This is a genomic window from Janthinobacterium agaricidamnosum NBRC 102515 = DSM 9628 (genome assembly GCF_000723165.1).
GTDB classification, from domain to species: domain Bacteria; phylum Pseudomonadota; class Gammaproteobacteria; order Burkholderiales; family Burkholderiaceae_D; genus Janthinobacterium; species Janthinobacterium agaricidamnosum.
The window spans coordinates 3,347,447-3,365,650 of record NZ_HG322949.1 but is presented as its reverse complement, the minus strand read 5'-3'; the positions used below and the strand labels follow the sequence as shown (position 1 = coordinate 3,365,650).

Below are 18,204 nucleotides of genomic sequence, written 5' to 3'. Positions count from 1 at the left end.
GACATCACGCCGAAGGACCAGGCGTACACCATCAGCGCCAGGAACAGCGGCAAATGCCTGGACGTGAAAGACTTCAGCACCGCTACCGGCGGCGCGATCCAGCAATGGGAGTGCGGCAATAACAGCAACCAGCAATGGACGCTGACGTCGACCGATCCGGTGCCGCCGCCCGACCCGGTGCCGCCCGGCCCGGCCGTCGACGCGAGCACGCTCGACAATAAACTGATCTTCGGCTACCAGGGCTGGTTCGCCTGCGAAGGCGACGGTTCGCCGATCGATATCGAAGGCAACGGCTGGCGTCACTGGGCGCCGAGCGCCACGCCGGTGGCCAGCAACGTGACGGTCGACATGTGGCCCGACATGCGCGACGTGCCGGCGTCCGAACAATGCAGGACCGGCTTCACGATGCCCGACGGTTCGCCTGCGGTGGTGTACAGTTCGTGGAACCGCTCGACCGTCAAGCGGCATTTCGAATGGATGAAGAACTACGGCATCGATGGCGTGCTGGTCCAGGAATTCGTCGGTGAAATCGCGCCTAATTCGACCAACCGCCGCTTCCGCGACGGCGTCACCGCCAACGTGCGCGCCGGCGCCGAAGCCAATGGCCGCGTCTGGGCGGTCGAATACGACACCAGCGGCGCGCAAGACGCCGACATCGTCAAGAACGTCAAGGATCACTGGGCCGCGCTGGCCGCCAACGGTTCGCTGTCGTCGGCGCGCTATCTGCACCAGGGCGGCTTGCCGGTGGTCGAACTGTGGGGCCTGGGCTTCAACGGCCAGCCCGCCACGCCGGCCTCGGCCAACGCCTTGCTGGACTGGTTCCAGCGCGACGCGCCGGCCAACCAGCGCGCCTACGTGATCGGCGGCGTGCCGGCGCAATGGCGCACCCTGGGCTCCGATTCGTCGCAAAACCCGGCCTGGGCCGCGGTGTACCGCCGTTTCGACGCCATCAACCCATGGCTGGTGGGCCGCTTCGGCGACCAGCAGGGCGTGCGCAACTTCCGCAAGGACGTGATGGACGCGGACATCGCCGAAACCACGCGCCTCGGCAAACGCTATATGCCGATGCTGTTCCCGGGCGGTCATAACGAACACCGCATCGGCGGCCGTTTCTGGTGGACCCAGTTCTACGAAGCCCGTTCGGCTGGCGCCAGCACCTTCTTCGGCGCGATGTTCGATGAAGTCGACGAAGCGACCGCGATGTACAAGGTCGCGCCGAGCAAGGCGTTCCTGCCGGTCGAAATTCCGACCAGCCCGAGCCCGTACGAGCCGGGCAAGCCGCGCGGCCCGTTCATCACGCTCGACGCCGACGGCGAAAACCTGAGCAGCGACTTCTACCTGCGCCTGGCCACCGAAGCGGGCAAGGTATTGCAGGGCAAGAGCACGCTGGCACCGGATCGCCCGATCAGCCAGTAATGAAGTAGTACTGCAAGCCGGTGACGCAGCGCTGATTGCTGCGTCACCGGCGTCTCAAGGGTAGCGCGGCCGCGTCATGCGGAACAGGCTGCCGCTGCCGATTTCAAAGTAGTCCGCCGGGCCGCCGCCGCGCAGTATCGGCGCGGCCGCGGCGGTGTCGTAAATCCCGTCCTTCAACAGGTGGCGCGCGATATGCACGCCGACCACCTGGCCCAATACCAGCCACGAACCGACCCCGCCGCCATCGACATTTTGCAGCTCGATGACCTGGGTGCGCCGGCATTCGAGCGCGACCGGGCTTTGTCCCACGCGCGGCACGTCGACGATGCGCGAGGCCAGCGGGGTCAGGCCGGCCAGTGCAAATTCATCGACTTCGGCCGGCGCTGGCGCGCTGCTGGCATTCATTGCCTCGGCCAGCGGCCGGGTCGCCAGGTTCCACACGAATTCGCCGGTTTCCTCGATATTGCGCAGGCTGTCCTTGCGGCCGACGCTGGCAAAACCGACCAGCGGCGGCGTGTAGTTGAAGGCATTGAAAAAGCTGTAGGGCGCCAGGTTCAGCGTGCCGGCGGCGCTGCGCGAGGCGATCCAGCCGATCGGGCGCGGCCCGACGATGGCGTTGAACGGATCGTGCGGCAGGCCGTGGCCTTGTGAAGGTTCGTAAAAATGAATGTCGTCGGCCATGCCGTGTCCCGATTGCGCTAAAAATGGCATTCTATGCCGGATTGACGGGGACGGGAAGTTGGCCGCGGCGTGCTTGGCACGTAATCGGCGGCACTCAAACGGTGCTGTCGCAGAAATGACGGGGAGGGGGCAACAGGCAGGAGCATCCCGCCTGTTGCTGAAGTACTGACGTGGCGGATTACTGGAATTGCTCGTTGCCGACCAGGCCGATCTTGGTGACGCCGAGACGCTGCGCCGCCGCCATCACGCCGGCCACGACCTTGTACTCGACCAGCTTGTTCGGACGCAGGTGCACTTCCGGCTGGTCCGCTTGCGCGGCGACGTTATTGAGCCTGGTCTCCAGCGCCGCGCGGTCCGGCACCACCTGGTTATCCCACAAGATCGTGCCGTCGAAGTCGACGTCGATCGTCACCACCACCGGTTCGGTAGTCGGTGGCGGCGGGGTGCCGACCGGCATGTTCAAGTTCACCGAGTGGTTTTGCTTGGGGATGGTGATGATTAACATGATAATGAGCACCAGCATCACATCGATCAGCGGCGTCATATTCAGTTCCATCATCGGTTCCGGATCGGCGCCAGCGGCGCTGCCCGAACCTGTATTCATGCTCATAGTGTTCCTTTTCTACCCGGCTCAGGATTTGTCAGGCGGTTCGGTGATGAAGCCGACCTTCTGGATCCCGGCGCGCTGGGTCGTGTAAATGACCTTGCCGATGAATTCGTAGCGTGTTTCCTGGTCGCCGCGAACATGGACTTCCGGCTGCGGCAGTTTCACAGCTTCCACTTTCAGATAGTCAAACAAGGCATTCGTGTCCTTCAGGTGGGTTTGACCCAGATAGATCTCGCCATCCTTGTTGATCACGATATTGACATTCTCTGGCTTGGTTTGCAGCGCCTGGTTGGCTTCAATCGGCAAATTGATCTTTTGCAGCTTGAGCACGACCGGGCTGGTAATCAGGAAGATGATCAGCAAAACCAACATGATGTCGACCAGCGGCGTCGTGTTGATTTCGGACATCACTTGATCTTCTCCGCTATCGGAGCCGACGGACATCGACATGGCGCTTAACCCTTTTTGGCGCCGGCGGCACGGCCAGCTTCGCTGGTCGACATGGCGCCCGAGATCAGCACCGAGTGCACGTCGGCGCTGAAGGAACGCACATCTTCCAGCGCGGTCTTGTTGCGGCGCACCAGCCAGTTGTAGCCCAGCACGGCAGGCACGGCGACCAGCAGGCCGAAGGCGGTCATGATCAGCGCTTCGCCGACCGGACCGGCGACTTTGTCGATCGACGCGTTACCGGTCATGCCGATCGCGGTCAGCGCGCCGTAAATACCCCAGACGGTACCGAACAGGCCGATAAACGGTGCGGTCGAACCGACGGTTGCCAGGAACGACAGGCCGTCTTGCAGGCGCGATTGCACCTTGTCGACGGCGCGCTGGATCGACATCGTGACCCAGGTCGACAAGTCGATCTGTTCCAGCAGCGCGCCATCGTGGTGGGCGGTGGCCTTGGTGCCGGATTCGGCGATGAAGCGGAACGGGCTGCCGTCTTGCAGCGTGGCCGAACCGGCGGCGATCGACGGCGCTTTCCAGAACTTGGCGGCGGTTTCCTTGGCTTGCTTGAAGATCTTCATTTGATCCAGCAGCTTGGTGATGATGATGTACCAGCTGCCGATCGACATCAGGGCCAGGATGATCAGGGTGGCACGTGGCACGAAGCCGCCTTCCCACACCGCCGACAGGCCGAACGGGTTGTGCACTTCTTCGGTCTTTGCCGGCGCGGCGGCGCCTGGCGCCGCCGGGGCAGGGGCGGCGGCATCGGCCGCTGGCGCCGCTGCCGTTGCCGCGGCCGAGGCCGGGGCGTCGGCAAACGCCGGCGCGGCCAGCGCGAAGCTGAGGGACAACGAGACCGCGGCGAAGATGGCGGACAAACGGGTATTCTTGAACATGCTTACTCCAAATTGAAAAATAATCAGATTGAGGCCGTAGCTGGCCTCGCGTAATTCAGTGGATCGATCAGGCCGCGATCAATCCAGCGTCCACACATATTGCACCGGCGCCCAGCTCGGTTCCGGCTTGCCGTCGACCGTGCCTGGCTTGAAAGTGCATTTGCTGAGCGCCGCGATGGCCGCCCGGTCCAGGTCGCGGAAACCGCTCGACCTGGTGATTTTCGACTCGGCCACGCGGCCGTCGACGCCAATCAGGAACGACATCGTCGAGGTGCCGGTTTCTTCATTGCGCAGCGACGACTTCGGATATTCCGGCTTGGCGCAGCTGGCGAAGCTGACCACCGCCGCGACCTTGACGCCGCTCGCCGCGGGGGCAGGGGGCGCCGCCGGGGCAGGGGGCGCCGGCGGCGCCAGTTCGTTGCTGGCCGGCTTGGCGCTGGTGGCCACCGCGATCACGTTCTGCTGTGGCGGCGGCTGCTGCACGTTGACCTCGACCGGCGGAATGAACGGCGGTGGCGGCGCCTTCATTTCCGGCGGCGGCGGTGGCGGCGGCAAGTCCTGCGGCGGCGGCGGTTTGGCTTCCTCGATCATCTTGGTTTCGACCGGCTCCATCATTTTGGTGACCAGGCGCTTGCCGAGGCCGGTCGCGATGCCGTAAGCCGCCAGAACGTGCAGCAACACCACGATGGTGATGCCGGTGTAGTTCTTGCTGCTCTTCTCATTTGAAAAATTCATACCTGCCTTCCTTCTGGATTACTGTATCTTGCGCCGCCGCTCCACCCCACTAATGGATATTGGTTGGCTGCTCTTTCTTGACCACGCCCGCCGCATTCGATTTGCTGCGCACGCCGGCCACCTGCTCCGTGCTGACCGCGGCGCCGGTATTGCCCCAGGCGCCGCGGATATAACTGACCGCCAGCGCCAATTGTCCATCGTCCAGCGATTCGGCAAAGGTCGGCATGCCGCCCCTGCCCTTGAGTACCGTGACGATGACTTGATCCGCATCGCCCAGCACGAATTTATTGGCTTTCAGCGCAGGAAACGCGCCCGGGATGCCAGTCCCTCCCGCCATATGGCAAGCGGCGCAGTTATTGGCGAACACCGTCTTGCCATCCATCGCCTGCGCGCCGGCCGATTGCGCCATCGCCAGCAGCGCCAGTGCGCCCAAGGCCGTCATGAAGTTGTTTTTCATGGCGTTCTCCTCAAGCCTTGACCAGGCGCTGGTGTATCCTGGCGATTTGCTGCCACGCCGATTCGATCGCCCCCGCTTGCCAGCCGCCCAGGTAACTCATGTGCTCGCCGGCCAGCAAGACCCGGCCTTCGCCCTCGAACAGCAGCGGGTAGTCGCGCGCCCGGCTTTCCTCGCTCCACGACGCCCAGCCGCCCAGGTTGTACTTGACGCGGTGCCAGGCCACCGAAAACGCCTTTTCAAACGACTTGGTGTACTGGCCCGGAAACACCGTTTCGCCAGCGGCCAGCGCAAACGCGGCGCGCTCCTGCAAGCTCAGCGCGCTCACTTGCGCCGCTTCGGCGGCAAAGTTGTAATACCCCAGCAGCGTGCCTTTCCTGCCTTGCCAATTCGACGACGGCAGCGAGATCAGATTGATCGCGCTGGCGTCGGTGTACACATGGCCGCCATAGATGCCGTCATCGGTTTCCCAGAAGCGGCGGCTCATTTGCAAGCCGATCTTGCCGACCGGGACATAGGCCGCGCCTTGCATCGCGGTCTTGAACTGGTCGGACAAGTTGCTGTCGATCTGGCGCAGCACCGACAGCGGTATGGTGCACAGGCAAAAATCGCCGCTGACCACCGACTCCTTGCCGCTGGCCGTGTTTTTTACATGCACGTCGACCTTGTTGTCCAGGTTGACCAGCCTGGTCACTTCGGTGTTATAGCTGATCATCCTGGCCGTGCGTTTTTCAAACGCCTTCGCGACCTGGTCCATGCCGCCGACCGGTTGCAGCATCGTCGCCTGCTGCTCGAAGCTGGTGACCGAGTGGTAAATATGGCCCAGCTTCGATTGCAGCAAGTCGGAAAAGCCCAGCGGGTCCGACGCCACCCCCGGTCCCGGCGACACGCCCGCGCCCGGATTGACCTTGTAACCGCGTCCCGGCGTGCCCTTGTAACTCAAATCCTGCTGCGACAACTGACCCTCGCTGACCAGGTAATCGATCAACAGCATCTTGTCGGCGCCCGAGATTTGCTGGTCCATCAAGCCGCCCTTGAGCGACTTGGCCAGCATTTCATCGACATAGCCGCGCATGTCGGCCTTGACCTCGAACATGCGCAGCCGCCTGCCGGCCAGTGCGCCCCCGGCCTTGGCGGTGTACACATACGAGGCGTCGTTATCATTGTTAAACAACTCCAGCGGCACGCCGAATTCACGGGTGTAATGCAGGGTCGAATAATGATTGAACGGCAAACGCCACGGCCCGATGTTGATGTATTGCCCTTCATCGAATTCGCATACCTGCTTTTCGCCACCCAGCTCCTGCATCACCTTGCCGCGCCGCGCGGTCTGGTTGCGCCCGCCGGCAAACGCGCGCGCCTCGATCACCTTGACCGTGTAACCCAGCTTGCCCAACTCATACGCCGCCGTCATGCCGCCGATGCCGGCGCCGAGGATCACCACGGTCTTGCCCTTGCCGCTGCCTTCCAGCGGCGGCGGCGCATCCGCGGTCGAGGCGATATCCATGCCCCAGGCTTTCATGCTGGCCAACAGAAAACCGCTGCCGCCGACGGCCAGCGCCTTGGCCAGGAAATCCCGGCGCGTCGAACCGGTGGATGGAAACATCGCGTGATTCTGAATATCTGACATGGTCATCCCAAATTGGTGAATGTCCGCACAGATGATCCATCAGGTGTCGCATGCTCAATAAAGCAAAAGCCATGCCAGGTATTGAAAAAGCTGCCGCCTGATCGAAATTCATCTGCAAGGCATTGAATTTAAAAAGAAAATATGAAGTGTGTTAAATCTGTCAAGAAAGCCTGGCGGCGCGCTTGGTGGCAGGCGGCGGCGCTGAAAATGCACCGTAATGGTGCAGTGCGCATCCTCATCGCATCACCATCCTGCTGCCGCCGGGCGCGCCACTGGGTGCCGCGCCCGGTGCGTTGTTAAAACGTATAGTTGGCGCGGGCATAGTAATAACCGCCGTTGATGCCGAACGGCGAGAAGCTCGGATATTGGGTCACCGCGCCGTTGTCGAGGTTGGCGCGCTGCACCGCCACCAGGCTGCCGTTGACCTTGTCCGGATAGGTATTGAACAAGTTGTTGGCGCCGACCGACAAGGTCAGCGCCTTCGACAGCCGGTACGACACTTCCAGGTCGGTCAGGGCCTTGGTCTTGATCCTGCTTTCGTAATACTGCGAACCGTCATAGGTCCGCAGGTTCGACGACGGGCCGTAGATGGCTTCGCGCAGGTTGACGCTCCAGGCGGCCAGCTTCCATGTCGCGCCCAGGTTGATGCGGAATGTCGGCGACGCCGTTTCCAGGTCGGAAATGGCGGCCGGGTCGAGCAGGGTTTGCGGCAGCAATTGCGACGGCGCCTGGTTGACCTTGCGCACTTCGACCTTGTTGTAATTGCCGGCGGCGGACCAGTCGACCCGGCCCAGGCCGGCATAATTTTCCGAATAGGTGTAAACCGCTTCGGCGCCGCTGTTGCGGGTATTCACCGCGTTCGAGAAGATGTTAATGCCGGTGAACTTGACTTGCGGGTCGAGCACGTTGCCGTTGGCCAGGATGGCCGCCGTCACCGCCGGCGAATTGATGGCCCCGCCGGAACCGAACAGCGAACCGCTGCCGACGATGCGGTCGTGGATGTTGATGACATAGGCGTCCAGCGTCAGCGTGCTCCTGGCGTTCGGTTTGAGCACCAGGCCGATGCTGTAGTTTTGCGATTTCTCGGGCTTCAGGCCATCCACCCCGACCAGCCTGGCGCCCGGCGAATTCGGCGCCAGCTGCACGAAGGCGGAGGTGGGCGTGACGTTGGTGGCCGAGTAGTATTGCTCGGCCATGGTCGGCGCGCGGAAACCGTTCGAGATGGTGCTGCGGATCGCCACCGTCGGCGAGAAGTCGTAGCGGCCGGTCAGCTTGCCGACCTTGGCGCTGCCGAAATCGCTGAATTTTTCATAGCGCGCGGCCAGGTCCAGCTTCAGCTTGTCGATCGGCGAACCGGAGAAATCGATATAAATCGATTTGTCGTTGCGGGCGTACGAACCGGCGTCGGTCAGCAAGAAGCCCGGATACGATTGCGACCCTTCCTTGTAGCGCGAGGCGGCGTCGCCGGCGCCGATGGCATATGTGTCGCGCCGGTATTCCAGGCCGCCGGCCACGTTCAGCGGGGTTTTCCAGCCGATCTCGAATTCGCGGCTCAGGTCGAAGTTGCTGGTCCACTGGCTGGCAGTGAAGTTCCCCGCGTGGAAATCGGTCGGCGTGCTGCCGCTATCCTTGAACAGCGAGATATTGCCGCTGTTGAGCACGCCGATGTCGGAATCGTCCTTGCCGTAGGTGCTGCTCAGGTCCCAGTGCCAGCCGCTGTCGAGGCGGCCCTTGACGCCGCCGCTGACGCCGAAGTCGGTTTCGTTGATGGTTTCGCGCGGGCTGAAACCGTTCGGGTACAAGGCCGGCAGGCGGTCCGGCGTGCGGTAGTTTTCAAACGCGTCGGCGGTCTTCTTGCCGTAGGTTGCATTGCCGTACAACTCGGTGCCGCCGCCCAGGTCGGCGCCGGCGTTCAGCGCCAGGATCGACAAATGATAGGCGGCGTCGCCCGAGATCTGGTTCGAGTACGGATACTGGTCGGCCTTGACCAGGTTCGGCAATTGCGCCAGCTTGCCTGGATCGACCAGCCGCGGATCGACCGCGCCGCGGTTGCTGTGCGCGTGGTACTTGGTTTCCGCGCTCAGGTTCAGGAAGCTGCTGTCGCTCGGCGCCACGCCGAGATTGAACGACAGGTCCGGCGTGGCGCCGCCGCCGTCGTAGTACTTGCCGTACGATGTGCTCAGCGCGCCGCCGGCCGCGTCTTTCTTGAGGATGATGTTGATCACGCCGGCGATCGCGTCGGAACCGTATTGCGCCGCCGCGCCGTCCTGCAGCACTTCGATATGGTCGATCGCCGCCACCGGGATGAAATTGAGGTCGGTCGCCGCGCCGCCCTGGAACGGCCCGCCGAGCACCGCCAGGTTGGAAGTGGTGTGGCGCCGCTTGCCGTTCACCAGCACCAGCGTGTCGTTCGGGCTCAGGCCGCGCAAGCGCGCCGACAGCGTCAGGTTGGCGGTGTCGCCGCCGACCGCCTGGGCGGTGAACGACGGCAGGTTTTGCGCCATCGCCTGGATCAGGTCGGGCTGGCCGGTGCGTTCCAGCGACGACGAATCGAGCACCTGGATCGGGGAGGCGCTGTCGCTGGCCTTCAAGCCGCCGCGGCGGGTGCCGGTGACGATCACCGCTTCGGTTTTTCCCTGGGCCTGCGGCGCATCGGTCACGCTTTGCGCGAGCGCCGCGCCGGATTGCAAGACCAGCAGCAGGGCGCCGGAAACGCAGGCGCTGCGGCCGCAACATACAGCGCTGACGGCGCACGCCAGCGGCGTGGCGCGCGGTGTGCGGCGGCGTGGTTTTGCGGATGAATCGGATAATTTGCGGACGAGCTGGGACATGGTACAACTCCTTTGGGCGTAAGATCGCCGGCGGGCCTGTGGCCGCCATTGGCGTTATATTTTTATGTGCGACGAGAGAAGGTACTGACTGGTGCTACTCACGGCATCGCCGGCATTGCCGCGTCGCCCCGTCGGGCTGCGCGGACCATGCCGGCCAAGCTGGCGTGCCGCTTATTTGCCCGTGGCCGCCGGCATTTTGGCGGCGCTCATTTCTATTTCAATCAAGCCGCCGGGCATCGGCAGCGCCGCCACTTGCAGCGCGGTGCGCACCGGTTTGTTCGGCTGTGCCGCGCTGCCGAAATACTGCATATAGGCTTCGTTGAGCCCCTTGAAATCCATCTTGCCTTCCAGCTTGGGATCGCCAGCCAGGAACACATTGACTTTGACTACGTCGCCCAGGGTCATGCCCTCGGCGGCCAGCAGTTTTTCAAATTTTTTCAGGATAGAAATTGTTTGCGTATAGGTGTCGCCATAAGCTTCGAACGAACCTTTTGGCGCTTGCGGATTGGCGATATCGGCCAGGTTGCCGCTAAAGAAAACCAGGTGTGCCGCGGCCGGTACGCTGACCGCGGTCGAGATCGGAAAATTCGAGCCCGGCACACCGGTGCGCCTGATTTCCTCGGCTTGCACTGGCGTGGCCAATTGCAGCGCGGCCAGCGCCAGAAGGGACATGGCAGGTACGGATACTCGCATCAGATAAACCCTTTATGTAGTGAAGAAAATGACGGCAAAAAACAGCAGCGGCGAGGTGGAGCATCAGCAGCGCGCCGGCTATCCGGAGGGACGCTGGAAGGAGGATGGCGCGACGGTTTTCATACAGGCTCCATGGAATGATGTGCAAACTTGGGGCGACTTGAATCAACGCTGTGTCGTTGTTTTCATCTAACGCAAAATGCATGCCACGGTTTGCCAAGTTCACATTTCAAACTTGAAAACGGCGGCGATTTTTCAGGAAAAAAGGCGTGAGAAAAGGCGGGGGCAGAGTGAGGGATGGTGCTCTGCAATGTGTGCCGGAATCGTGTCCTGCGGCCGCATGCGGCAACGCTCGGACGGCATATCCGGTGGTGTGGAATGCGGCGAAAAGCGCACTGTTTTGGCGATGCACCAAAATATATGAAAGGCGCCGCACTGCTTTGGACTAGCGCGGCGCGGACGCGGCCGCAAGGGACGGGTCCGGCGCTGCGCGGGAGCAGGTCAGAAGGGTTTACTGGACGCCAGGTAATCGCTCACATTGCCATTCAGTGCCTGCAGCACGGCGGCCGGGCCGGCCGGGATCGCGGCTTCGATCGCGCGCATGTAGCGTAGCAGTTGCGCTTTCGACGCTTGCGCAAATTCCGTCGTGATGGCTTCGTCGTCATGCAGGATCACGTAATTGCGGGCGTGGCCATACAGCACGAAATAAGCGGCGGCATGGCCGCTGTCGCTGGCGATCAGCGCCAGCATCGCTTGCTTGACGTTCAGGAAGGCATCCGTGCCGGCCGGACTGTTTTCAAAGGTGTCGCTGATGTGGCTCAGGTTCATCATGGTTCCGATTGCTTGTCGAGGAGGTTGGAAAAAAACGTTACACTTGCCGCAGCATCGCGCGCAGCATGTCGGCGCCTTGCCGGCCTTTATAAGCGCGCTGCCACAAGGCGTCGGCCATGCCGGTGTACAGCGCCACGGCTTCCGGCGCCGCCGTGACGGTGGCGATGCCGCATGACATATTCGGGAATTCGCCGAAGCGGAACGGACTGCATGCGACATACGAGGCGCCGGGCCGTTCGACGATCTGGAAGGTCGCATTGGGCATGCTGTCATCGACGATGCCGATCTGCATGCCGATCGGCTGGTCTTCCAGCAAAGCGGCGATGCGTTCGACTTCGGCGCGCGCCGCCAGCGAACGCGCCATCTTGACCGACGGCGGCAAATCCATGCGGCCGATCAGGCCGAAGTGGACGAAGCGTTCCAGTTCGCGCATGCCGATCAGGCTGACGATAGTCGCCGGCTGCGCCGCGTACGCGCTTTTCCGTTCGCGCAGCAAGGCCAGCATTGCGCCAATGCGCTCGGGCGGCGGCGGGCTGGCGCTTTCTTCCAGCATCCGCTGCAAATGGCCCAGGTAATCGTCCGACGTCAGCAGCAGCGAGATCGGCTCGAAGTGCGCCAGGATGCGGCTGGCGCCCTGTTCCAGCTGGCGCATGCGTTCGATATAGGCCAGCGCCGACGGATAATATTCGGTGCCCACGCCGAGCAGCGACGCCAGCGTCGTTTGCAGGAGGTCGGCCAGCTTGTCCAGCGTCTCGATCTTGACGATCTCGCCTTTCTCCATGCGGTACACGGCGGCGCGCGAAATGCCCAGCGGGAGCGCGACCTGTTCGGCGCGCAAGCCGGCGCCGATGCGGTAGGCGCGCAAACGGGCGCCGATGTCGCTGAAATTCAATGCCCGGATGCTGTCATCTGCTTGCTTCATCGTCTGTCTCATTATTTGGATTGATGACTATAGCAGAACTTGACAAGGCATGCATGCGACACTTTTTAATGCATATATTGATAAATTATCTCAAAAATGATATTTTTAACGTCGGCGATGGCCTTCCGGCCTATCCCGCTAAGTTTCTGATCAGGGGTGTTCATTCATGAAGCCGTCATATTGCCGCGTTATCATCGGCGCTTTTTTGCAAGGACAACCATCATGCAGACCACGCGCAAGCACCCGGCCGGAGGCAAGCCGGCCATGACGATGATAGCGGCCGGCGTACTGGCGGCGGCATTGGCCGCATGCGGCGGCACCCCGCCGCGCACGCTGAATGTGGTCGCGGCGACCGGCAAGGCGCTCGCCGCCAGCGTCGTCACGGTGCGGGACGCCAGCAAGAACGTGGTCGGCAGCGGCACCACCGACGCCAACGGCAAGGCCGCCGTGACGCTCCTGGAAAGCGCGGCGGCGCCATTCCTGGTCTCGGTCGCCGCGCCGTCCGGCGCCACGCTGTATGCGGTGACGCTCCTGGAAAGCGCGGTCAACCTGACGCCGCTGACGTCGGTGATCGCGATGCAATTGCTGGGCAATGCGCCAGCCAGCGCCACGGCCGCGCAGCTGGCCGTCATCGATGCCAGTAAACTGGCCACGGCGCAGGGCCAGCTGGCCACCGCGCTGGCCGGCGCGCTGCAAGCCAAGGGCGTGAGCGCGGGCTACGATTTTGTCAACGGATCGCTGGCGCCGGGCAGCAGCGATCCGGCCGATGCGCTGCTGGACGCCGTGCAAGTGAAGGTCAACGGCGCCGACGTCGATATCGTCAACGCCAGCGGTACCATCCTGGCGCAAATGACCGGCGGCGGCGTGCCTGTCGCGAGCGGCAACAGCATCGACGAACCGGCGCTCAACCTGAGCGCGCGCCAGCAGGCGCTGATCGCCACCGCCGCCGGCACCGATACGGCGCCGGCCTTGCTGCAAGTGGGACTGGATGAATTGCATCCGACCCAGCCGGCGGTCGGCTACGACCAGATTTACTACAAGCTGGGCCGTTACGGCGCCGAAGACCTGGTCATGGCCAAGACCAACAAGCCGAAGAAATTCGCCGACCTGTGCGAAGCCAACGGCCAGGGCGACGTGGTCGCCAAGACCAGCAACGTGGCCGGCGCCACGCTGATCAATCCGCCGCCTGCGTTCCAGTGCAAGTCGGCGCCCGGTTCCAGCCCGGCCGACATGAAAACCGTCGTCATCGGCCCGAAAGGCAAGCTGTACCTGACCGACGGCCACCACACCTTCACCGGCTTCTGGGACGCCGACGGCGGCGCCAACCACCAGCTGAAAGTGTGGGTCAAGGTCACCGCCAACCTGAGCGGCCTGAATGAATACGATTTCTGGGCGTTAATGAAGAAGACCAGCAGGGTCTGGCTCAGGGATGGCAACAACCAGCCGATCGTCACCAGCCAGCTGCCGCGGCAAATCGGCTTGAAATCGCTGGGCAACGACCCTTACCGTTCGCTGGTGTATTACACCCGCGACGCCGCTTACATCGTGCCGGCCGCATCCACCGAATTCCTGGAATTCTATTGGGCCGACTGGCTGCGCAACAAGCCGGTGCTCGACCTGTCGACTTATAACTTGAGCGATGCGGCCAGCTATTCGGCGGCGATCCTGAAGGCGTCGCAGGCGATGGTGGCGCTGAAACCGAGCGACGTGGTCAGCAATGGCCTGACGGCGGCGACGCTGGGCTGGAGCGGCGTGCTCAATACGGCGGCGCTGGACGACCTGGTCAGCGGCACCGGCAAACTGACGTATGCGATCGCCTACAAAAAATCGATCGGCAAGTAATCCGGCTCAGGGATGGCTGGCGGCGCCGTCCATCCCTGATCATGGCCGAACGGTGGTGGGCGCCGAGCGAAGCATGCACGGGCGCACGGTTTCAATTTAAATTGGCAAACGGTATATGTGATTGCGATAAACATCCTTGAGATTGCGCAATCGGCGTGCCGCAAAGAGGGCCGATTGCCGGCCCTTGTGACAAACTATTGACATAAGGATTGCGCTATCTGGATTTTATGTCGCGAAGGAGTCTGAGCATGCAACAGTTATTCATCATGTCGCTATGCATGGTACTGGCGCAAGCCGCGTTTGCCCAGCAAGCGCCCAGCCTGCCGCAAGATATCCGATCGCTCAAACCGCATCGGCCGCCGGTTACGGCGGATCCGCAGCCACCGGTCATGTACACCCGTCAAGCTCCTTCGGGCATGCTGCCAAACGAGCAGCAATATCAGGCCAGCCTGAAGGTGATCTCGGCGCAGACTGACGCGATCAAGGCGCAAGCTGACGCGATCAAGGCTTTGTCGGTGCGTATGGACGAGCTTGAGGCGATGATGCGGGCGTTGGCGCATGCCGATAAAAAAGGGGGAAAATGATGGCTGCCGTTTCCACGGCGGACACTATGGCGCTGCTCGACCATGCGCAGGCCGAATTGAACGCCAGCGCCGTCGCGGCACAGCAAACGCTGCAGATGCAGGTGGAGATGTGGAATCCTGCCTTGATACAGTTTCTCGCGGTCTCGATGCTGGTCTTTACGTTTGGCGCCTTGTTGCTGGGAACGTTGCTGTTATGGCGCAGTAAAGCTCCTGCAATGCAAGTACTGCGTACGATTGGCGTGATTTCAATTATTGGCATCTCGGCATTATTGCTGGTGGTCGGCTACAGCAATGAACAATTGACGCCGATTGTCGGCCTGTTTGGCGCAATTGCCGGCTACCTGCTGGGTAAGGATAGTCAACCGTATGCACAAGCCAGCGCCGCGCATGAACCGCAGCGGCCGGCATGAGGCGAGCCGGTGTTTGTTTTTATGTTGAGTCCGTCTCACCGCAAAATTTGGTAAAATCCCCCATCGGTTTTTTCAGCCAGACGATGCGTAGCATGATGTGCATCGGGCTGCCCGCTGTACTTCCACCCATCCATCGACGCCGGCAGTCCCGGTAGTCTCATCCATCCCACATCATTACCATGAATATCCTGTCGCTCCGGGAGCAATGGCTGCCCAATTCCCCCGCCAACCTGCTGGCCGGGCTGACCACCGCGTTTGCGCTGGTGCCGGAATGTATCGCCTTTGCGCTGGTGGCGGGACTCAATCCTTTGATGGGACTGTACGGCGCATTCTTCATTTGCACGCTGACGGCGCTGTTTGGCGGGCGCCCCGGCATGATTTCCGGCGCCGCCGGGTCGATGGCGGTGGTGATCGTCGCGCTGGTGGCCCGGCACGGCGTGCCATACCTGCTGGCCACGGTGCTGCTCAGCGGCTTGCTGATGGCGCTGTTCGGCTTGCTGCGCATGGGCAGCCTGATCCGCATGGTGCCGCATCCGGTGATGCTGGGCTTCGTCAACGGCCTGGCGATCGTCATCGCGCTGTCGCAACTGGCGCATTTCAAGATCGCGGCGGAACACGGGCCGCAATGGCTGCGGGGCGCGCCGCTGCTGGTGATGGGGGGACTGGTGGCGCTGACGATGCTGATCGTCTACCTGCTGCCGCGCCTGACAAAAAAGGTGCCGCCGGCGCTGGCCGCGATAGCCGTGGTCGGTTTGCTGGCCCAGTTGCTGCACTTGCCGACCCGGACCCTGGGCGACATGGCGCATATCGCCGGCGGCTTGCCCAGCCTGCACTGGCCGGTCGTGCCGCTGACCATCGACACGCTGGCCATCGTCGCGCCGTATGCGCTGCTGATGGCGCTGGTTGGCTTGCTGGAAACGCTGCTCACCTTTAATTTGACCGACGACATCACCGACAGCCGCGGCCAGCCGAACCTCGAATGCGTGGCGCTCGGCGCGGCGAATATGGCGTCCGGCCTGTTCGGCGGCATGGGCGGCTGCGCGATGATCGGCCAGACCATGATCAACCTCGGTTCGGGCGGGCGCACCCGGCTGTCCGGCGTGGTGGCCGGCGTGATGATACTGCTGTTCATCCTGTTCCTGGCGCCGCTGATCGAACGCATTCCGCTGGCCGCGCTGGCCGGCGTGATGTTCGTGGTGGCGCAGCAGACGTTTGCCTGGGGTTCGCTGCGGGTGCTGGGCAAGGTGCCGAAACAGGATGCGCTGGTGATCGTCGCGGTCACCTGCATCACCGTGGCGACCGACCTGGCGATCGCCGTCTTGTGCGGCATTATCATCGCGGCGCTCAATTTCGCGTGGCAGCATGCGCGCGAGATCCACGCCGAGATCGACGACAGCGCGCCGGGCGTGCGTACCTACATAGCGCGCGGCACGCTGTTTTTCGCGTCGACCGTGCATTTCCAGGAATTGTTCGCGCCGGCCGCCGATCCGCAGCGGGTGCTGCTCGATTGCCGTCACCTGCACCTGGCCGACCATTCGGCCATCGCGGCGCTGGAAGCGTTGCTGGAGCGTTATCAAAAAGCCGGCAAGGATTTACATCTGATCCACCTGTCGCAACGCAGCCGGGCGCTGCTGGAGCGCGCCGGCATGCGTCTGGCGGGCGCGCATCAAGGCTGATCCGCCCGGCTTAGCTGAGCAGCGAAAGCGGCCGCATATCCTGCCAATGGCTTTCAATGTAGGCGGCGCAGGCGGCCCGCTGGCTCGCTTCCAGCACCACGCTCCAGCCGGCCGGCACGGCGATGTGCTGCGGCCATAGCGAATGCTGGCCCTCGTCGTTGCGCAATACCAGGAACTGCGCGTCTTGGTCGTCAAATGGGTTGCTCATCAGATTACTCCTTCGGTAGTGTAGTGGTCGTGTTCCGCGTCCGCGTTTTGCGCCGCGTGCAGGGCGCGCAGTTCGGCCGTGATGCTGGCCAGCGCGCTGTAGCGGGCGAAGCTGTCGCGCAGCGCCGCGGCGCGCTGCCGGTAGCGCGGCTCGGTCAGTACGCTGTGCACCGCCTGCGCCAGTTGCCGCGGGCCGGGCTGGCCGGTGCCGAGATTGACGCCGGCGCCGCTCCAGGCGACGCGCGCGGCGATCTCGGGCTTCTCTTCGGTGGCGCCGGCCAGCACCAGCGGCACGCCGAGGCTGAGTGCGTGGTTGACGGCGCCGTAGCCGCCATTGGTGACCATCACGGCCACCTTCGGCAATAGCCGGTCGTACGGCACGAACGGCAGCACGCGGGCGTTGGCCGGCGCCGCCGCAGCCAGCCGCTCCGGCACCGGACCGCCGGTGGTGGCGATCACTTGCAGGTCGGGCCGCTCGGCCAGCGCCGCCAGCGTCGGCAGGATCAGCTGGCCCGGGTCGTCATTGGCCAGCGTACCCTGCGTCACCAGCACCACCGGCCGGCCGTCGTCGAGTTCCGGCCACCAGTCCGGCGCGGCGAAATTGCGGCTGGCCGGCGGCGTCAGCGGGCCGACGAAGCGCACCGAGGCGGGCAGGTCGCTGCGCGGATACTCGAATTCGGCCGCCGTCAGTTGCAGGTAGCGGTCGGGCAGCGTGATCATGGTATCGAGCACGCAATCGGGCAGCGCCGGCGCGCCGACGGCGGCCAGGCGCTGGCTGAAATAGCGCTGCACCTCGCCGAACATGGCTTGTTTCAGGTTGCGGTTCATCGCCAGGTTGCGGGCTTGTCCCTCGGGCGTGGCCAGCGGCGGCAGCGCGGTGCCGAAAAAGGCCGTGTCGCAGCTCGACAGCGACAGCGCGGTGATGCCGATCCCGACGATAGGCGGGCGCGCCGCGCGTGGCCCGAGCAGCAGCGGCAGGCTGCCGCAAAACATGGTGTCGACCAGGATCGCGTCGACCTCTTGCCGCGCCAGCACGGCGCGGATGCCGGCCAGTTGCGGTTCGATCGCATCGGCGAAGAAATGCTTCAGGCCGTAGCATAGCCGGGCGTGTCCGCCGCCCAGCCTGCGCCACTCGGGATGGCGCTGGTCGAGCGTGCGGTAGTCGTGGTCGATGGCGGCCTGGAACGGCACCAGCGTGGCGCCGGCCGCCTCGACCTGGGGCCGGAACTGGCTGCTGGTATGGACCAGCACCCGGTGTCCGAGGCCGGCCAGGTGCTGGCCGATGGCCAGCATCGGCAGTACATGGCCGGGCATCGCGGTGGCGCAAATCAGATAAGTAGGCATG

General features: G+C 63.4%; 19 protein-coding genes (1 of these 19 running past the window's edge). 6 read left to right on the top strand and 13 right to left on the bottom strand.

What is annotated here, in order from left to right; translation table 11 throughout:
- Nucleotides 1–1,416: the 3' portion of an RICIN domain-containing protein gene (locus GJA_RS14290; RefSeq protein ID WP_038493285.1), read on the top strand. 12 nt of this gene lie to the left of the window's left edge; 1,416 of the gene's 1,428 nt are visible here — the last part of the coding sequence; its start codon lies off the left edge, out of view; the stop codon is at nucleotides 1,414–1,416.
- 54 nt (nucleotides 1,417–1,470) lie between these two features.
- Here GJA_RS14290 and GJA_RS14285 read toward each other — a convergent pair whose 3' ends face one another.
- From GJA_RS14285 to GJA_RS14245, 9 genes are all read right to left on the bottom strand, one after another.
- The gene (locus GJA_RS14285) at nucleotides 1,471–2,097 is read right to left on the bottom strand and encodes a flavin reductase family protein (RefSeq protein WP_038493284.1); all 627 of its coding nucleotides are present in this window, start codon (nucleotides 2,095–2,097) and stop codon (nucleotides 1,471–1,473) included.
- A 178-nt stretch (nucleotides 2,098–2,275) separates the two neighbouring features.
- Nucleotides 2,276–2,707, bottom strand: a complete 432-nt coding sequence (locus tag GJA_RS14280; RefSeq protein WP_197539795.1) for an ExbD/TolR family protein — start codon at nucleotides 2,705–2,707, stop codon at nucleotides 2,276–2,278.
- 21 nt (nucleotides 2,708–2,728) lie between these two features.
- Nucleotides 2,729–3,154 (bottom strand): ExbD/TolR family protein, encoded by a 426-nt coding sequence (locus GJA_RS14275; RefSeq protein WP_038493282.1) that lies wholly within the window; start codon nucleotides 3,152–3,154, stop codon nucleotides 2,729–2,731.
- 5 nt (nucleotides 3,155–3,159) lie between these two features.
- Nucleotides 3,160–4,044: a MotA/TolQ/ExbB proton channel family protein gene (locus tag GJA_RS14270; RefSeq protein ID WP_242404544.1), complete on the bottom strand. Its 885-nt coding sequence runs from the start codon at nucleotides 4,042–4,044 to the stop codon at nucleotides 3,160–3,162.
- A 78-nt stretch (nucleotides 4,045–4,122) separates the two neighbouring features.
- Entirely contained in the window at nucleotides 4,123–4,779 is a 657-nt protein-coding gene (locus GJA_RS14265; protein ID WP_038493280.1) for an energy transducer TonB, read from the bottom strand.
- Between the two features lie 49 nt (nucleotides 4,780–4,828).
- Nucleotides 4,829–5,236: a c-type cytochrome gene (locus GJA_RS14260; RefSeq protein ID WP_051780870.1), complete on the bottom strand. Its 408-nt coding sequence runs from the start codon at nucleotides 5,234–5,236 to the stop codon at nucleotides 4,829–4,831.
- 10 nt (nucleotides 5,237–5,246) lie between these two features.
- A complete protein-coding gene (locus GJA_RS14255) occupies nucleotides 5,247–6,839 on the bottom strand; it encodes a flavin monoamine oxidase family protein (RefSeq protein WP_242404543.1) in 1,593 nt (530 codons plus the stop codon).
- A 320-nt stretch (nucleotides 6,840–7,159) separates the two neighbouring features.
- Nucleotides 7,160–9,694: a TonB-dependent receptor plug domain-containing protein gene (locus GJA_RS14250; protein ID WP_081905417.1), complete on the bottom strand. Its 2,535-nt coding sequence runs from the start codon at nucleotides 9,692–9,694 to the stop codon at nucleotides 7,160–7,162.
- A 171-nt stretch (nucleotides 9,695–9,865) separates the two neighbouring features.
- Nucleotides 9,866–10,366, bottom strand: a complete 501-nt coding sequence (locus tag GJA_RS14245) for a RidA family protein (protein ID WP_051780866.1) — start codon at nucleotides 10,364–10,366, stop codon at nucleotides 9,866–9,868.
- Nucleotides 10,367–10,415: 49 nt separating this feature from the next.
- On the opposite strand from GJA_RS14245, the gene GJA_RS27830 reads away from it, so the two are divergent.
- Nucleotides 10,416–10,580: a hypothetical protein gene (locus tag GJA_RS27830; RefSeq protein WP_156484144.1), complete on the top strand. Its 165-nt coding sequence runs from the start codon at nucleotides 10,416–10,418 to the stop codon at nucleotides 10,578–10,580.
- 308 nt (nucleotides 10,581–10,888) lie between these two features.
- Here the strand turns inward: GJA_RS27830 and GJA_RS14240 are convergent, their stop codons facing one another.
- Both GJA_RS14240 and GJA_RS14235 read right to left on the bottom strand, forming a co-directional pair.
- Nucleotides 10,889–11,218, bottom strand: coding sequence for a hypothetical protein (locus tag GJA_RS14240; RefSeq protein ID WP_051780863.1), 330 nt, complete (start codon nucleotides 11,216–11,218; stop codon nucleotides 10,889–10,891).
- Between the two features lie 37 nt (nucleotides 11,219–11,255).
- Nucleotides 11,256–12,140, bottom strand: a complete 885-nt coding sequence (locus tag GJA_RS14235; RefSeq protein WP_038493274.1) for a helix-turn-helix domain-containing protein — start codon at nucleotides 12,138–12,140, stop codon at nucleotides 11,256–11,258.
- 222 nt (nucleotides 12,141–12,362) lie between these two features.
- On the opposite strand from GJA_RS14235, the gene GJA_RS26225 reads away from it, so the two are divergent.
- The 4 genes from GJA_RS26225 (at nucleotide 12,363) to GJA_RS14215 (ending at nucleotide 16,652) form a co-directional block, all read left to right on the top strand.
- Nucleotides 12,363–13,982 (top strand): ParB-like protein, encoded by a 1,620-nt coding sequence (locus GJA_RS26225; RefSeq protein ID WP_051780860.1) that lies wholly within the window; start codon nucleotides 12,363–12,365, stop codon nucleotides 13,980–13,982.
- A 248-nt stretch (nucleotides 13,983–14,230) separates the two neighbouring features.
- Complete coding sequence (locus GJA_RS14225; RefSeq protein WP_038493272.1) at nucleotides 14,231–14,566, top strand: hypothetical protein; 336 nt, start codon at nucleotides 14,231–14,233, stop codon at nucleotides 14,564–14,566.
- Nucleotides 14,563–14,976, top strand: a complete 414-nt coding sequence (locus GJA_RS14220) for a hypothetical protein (protein ID WP_242404542.1) — start codon at nucleotides 14,563–14,565, stop codon at nucleotides 14,974–14,976. Before GJA_RS14225 ends, GJA_RS14220 begins: the two co-directional genes overlap by 4 nt.
- Nucleotides 14,977–15,155: 179 nt before the next feature.
- A complete protein-coding gene (locus GJA_RS14215) occupies nucleotides 15,156–16,652 on the top strand; it encodes a SulP family inorganic anion transporter (protein ID WP_038493271.1) in 1,497 nt (498 codons plus the stop codon).
- A gap of 10 nt (nucleotides 16,653–16,662) precedes the next feature.
- On the opposite strand, the gene GJA_RS14210 is transcribed toward GJA_RS14215, so the two are convergent.
- Nucleotides 16,663–16,860, bottom strand: coding sequence for an MbtH family protein (locus tag GJA_RS14210; RefSeq protein WP_038493269.1), 198 nt, complete (start codon nucleotides 16,858–16,860; stop codon nucleotides 16,663–16,665).
- The gene (locus tag GJA_RS14205; RefSeq protein WP_038493268.1) at nucleotides 16,860–18,203 is read right to left on the bottom strand and encodes a glycosyltransferase; all 1,344 of its coding nucleotides are present in this window, start codon (nucleotides 18,201–18,203) and stop codon (nucleotides 16,860–16,862) included. The genes GJA_RS14210 and GJA_RS14205 overlap by 1 nt, the downstream gene beginning before the upstream one ends.
- Nucleotide 18,204: the final 1 nt, after the last annotated feature.

What these genes read in the sequence shown, in the direction of transcription:
- GJA_RS14270 (WP_242404544.1), bottom strand. Translation starts at nt 4,044, where the DNA reads ATGTTCAAGAATACCCGTTTGTCCGCCATCTTCGCCGCGGTCTCGTTG.
- GJA_RS14245 (WP_051780866.1), bottom strand. Translation starts at nt 10,366, where the DNA reads ATGTCCCTTCTGGCGCTGGCCGCGCTGCAATTGGCCACGCCAGTGCAA.
- GJA_RS14215 (WP_038493271.1), top strand. Translation starts at nt 15,156, where the DNA reads ATGAATATCCTGTCGCTCCGGGAGCAATGGCTGCCCAATTCCCCCGCC.
- GJA_RS27830 (WP_156484144.1), top strand. Translation starts at nt 10,416, where the DNA reads ATGACGGCAAAAAACAGCAGCGGCGAGGTGGAGCATCAGCAGCGCGCC.
- GJA_RS14275 (WP_038493282.1), bottom strand. Translation starts at nt 3,154, where the DNA reads ATGTCGATGTCCGTCGGCTCCGATAGCGGAGAAGATCAAGTGATGTCC.
- GJA_RS14255 (WP_242404543.1), bottom strand. Translation starts at nt 6,839, where the DNA reads ATGTTTCCATCCACCGGTTCGACGCGCCGGGATTTCCTGGCCAAGGCG.
- GJA_RS14260 (WP_051780870.1), bottom strand. Translation starts at nt 5,236, where the DNA reads ATGAAAAACAACTTCATGACGGCCTTGGGCGCACTGGCGCTGCTGGCG.
- GJA_RS14280 (WP_197539795.1), bottom strand. Translation starts at nt 2,707, where the DNA reads ATGAGCATGAATACAGGTTCGGGCAGCGCCGCTGGCGCCGATCCGGAA.
- GJA_RS14235 (WP_038493274.1), bottom strand. Translation starts at nt 12,140, where the DNA reads ATGAAGCAAGCAGATGACAGCATCCGGGCATTGAATTTCAGCGACATC.
- GJA_RS14285 (WP_038493284.1), bottom strand. Translation starts at nt 2,097, where the DNA reads ATGGCCGACGACATTCATTTTTACGAACCTTCACAAGGCCACGGCCTG.
- GJA_RS14220 (WP_242404542.1), top strand. Translation starts at nt 14,563, where the DNA reads ATGATGGCTGCCGTTTCCACGGCGGACACTATGGCGCTGCTCGACCAT.
- GJA_RS14205 (WP_038493268.1), bottom strand. Translation starts at nt 18,203, where the DNA reads ATGCCTACTTATCTGATTTGCGCCACCGCGATGCCCGGCCATGTACTG.
- GJA_RS14265 (WP_038493280.1), bottom strand. Translation starts at nt 4,779, where the DNA reads ATGAATTTTTCAAATGAGAAGAGCAGCAAGAACTACACCGGCATCACC.
- GJA_RS14250 (WP_081905417.1), bottom strand. Translation starts at nt 9,694, where the DNA reads ATGTCCCAGCTCGTCCGCAAATTATCCGATTCATCCGCAAAACCACGC.
- GJA_RS14240 (WP_051780863.1), bottom strand. Translation starts at nt 11,218, where the DNA reads ATGATGAACCTGAGCCACATCAGCGACACCTTTGAAAACAGTCCGGCC.
- GJA_RS14225 (WP_038493272.1), top strand. Translation starts at nt 14,231, where the DNA reads ATGCAACAGTTATTCATCATGTCGCTATGCATGGTACTGGCGCAAGCC.
- GJA_RS14210 (WP_038493269.1), bottom strand. Translation starts at nt 16,860, where the DNA reads ATGAGCAACCCATTTGACGACCAAGACGCGCAGTTCCTGGTATTGCGC.
- GJA_RS26225 (WP_051780860.1), top strand. Translation starts at nt 12,363, where the DNA reads ATGCAGACCACGCGCAAGCACCCGGCCGGAGGCAAGCCGGCCATGACG.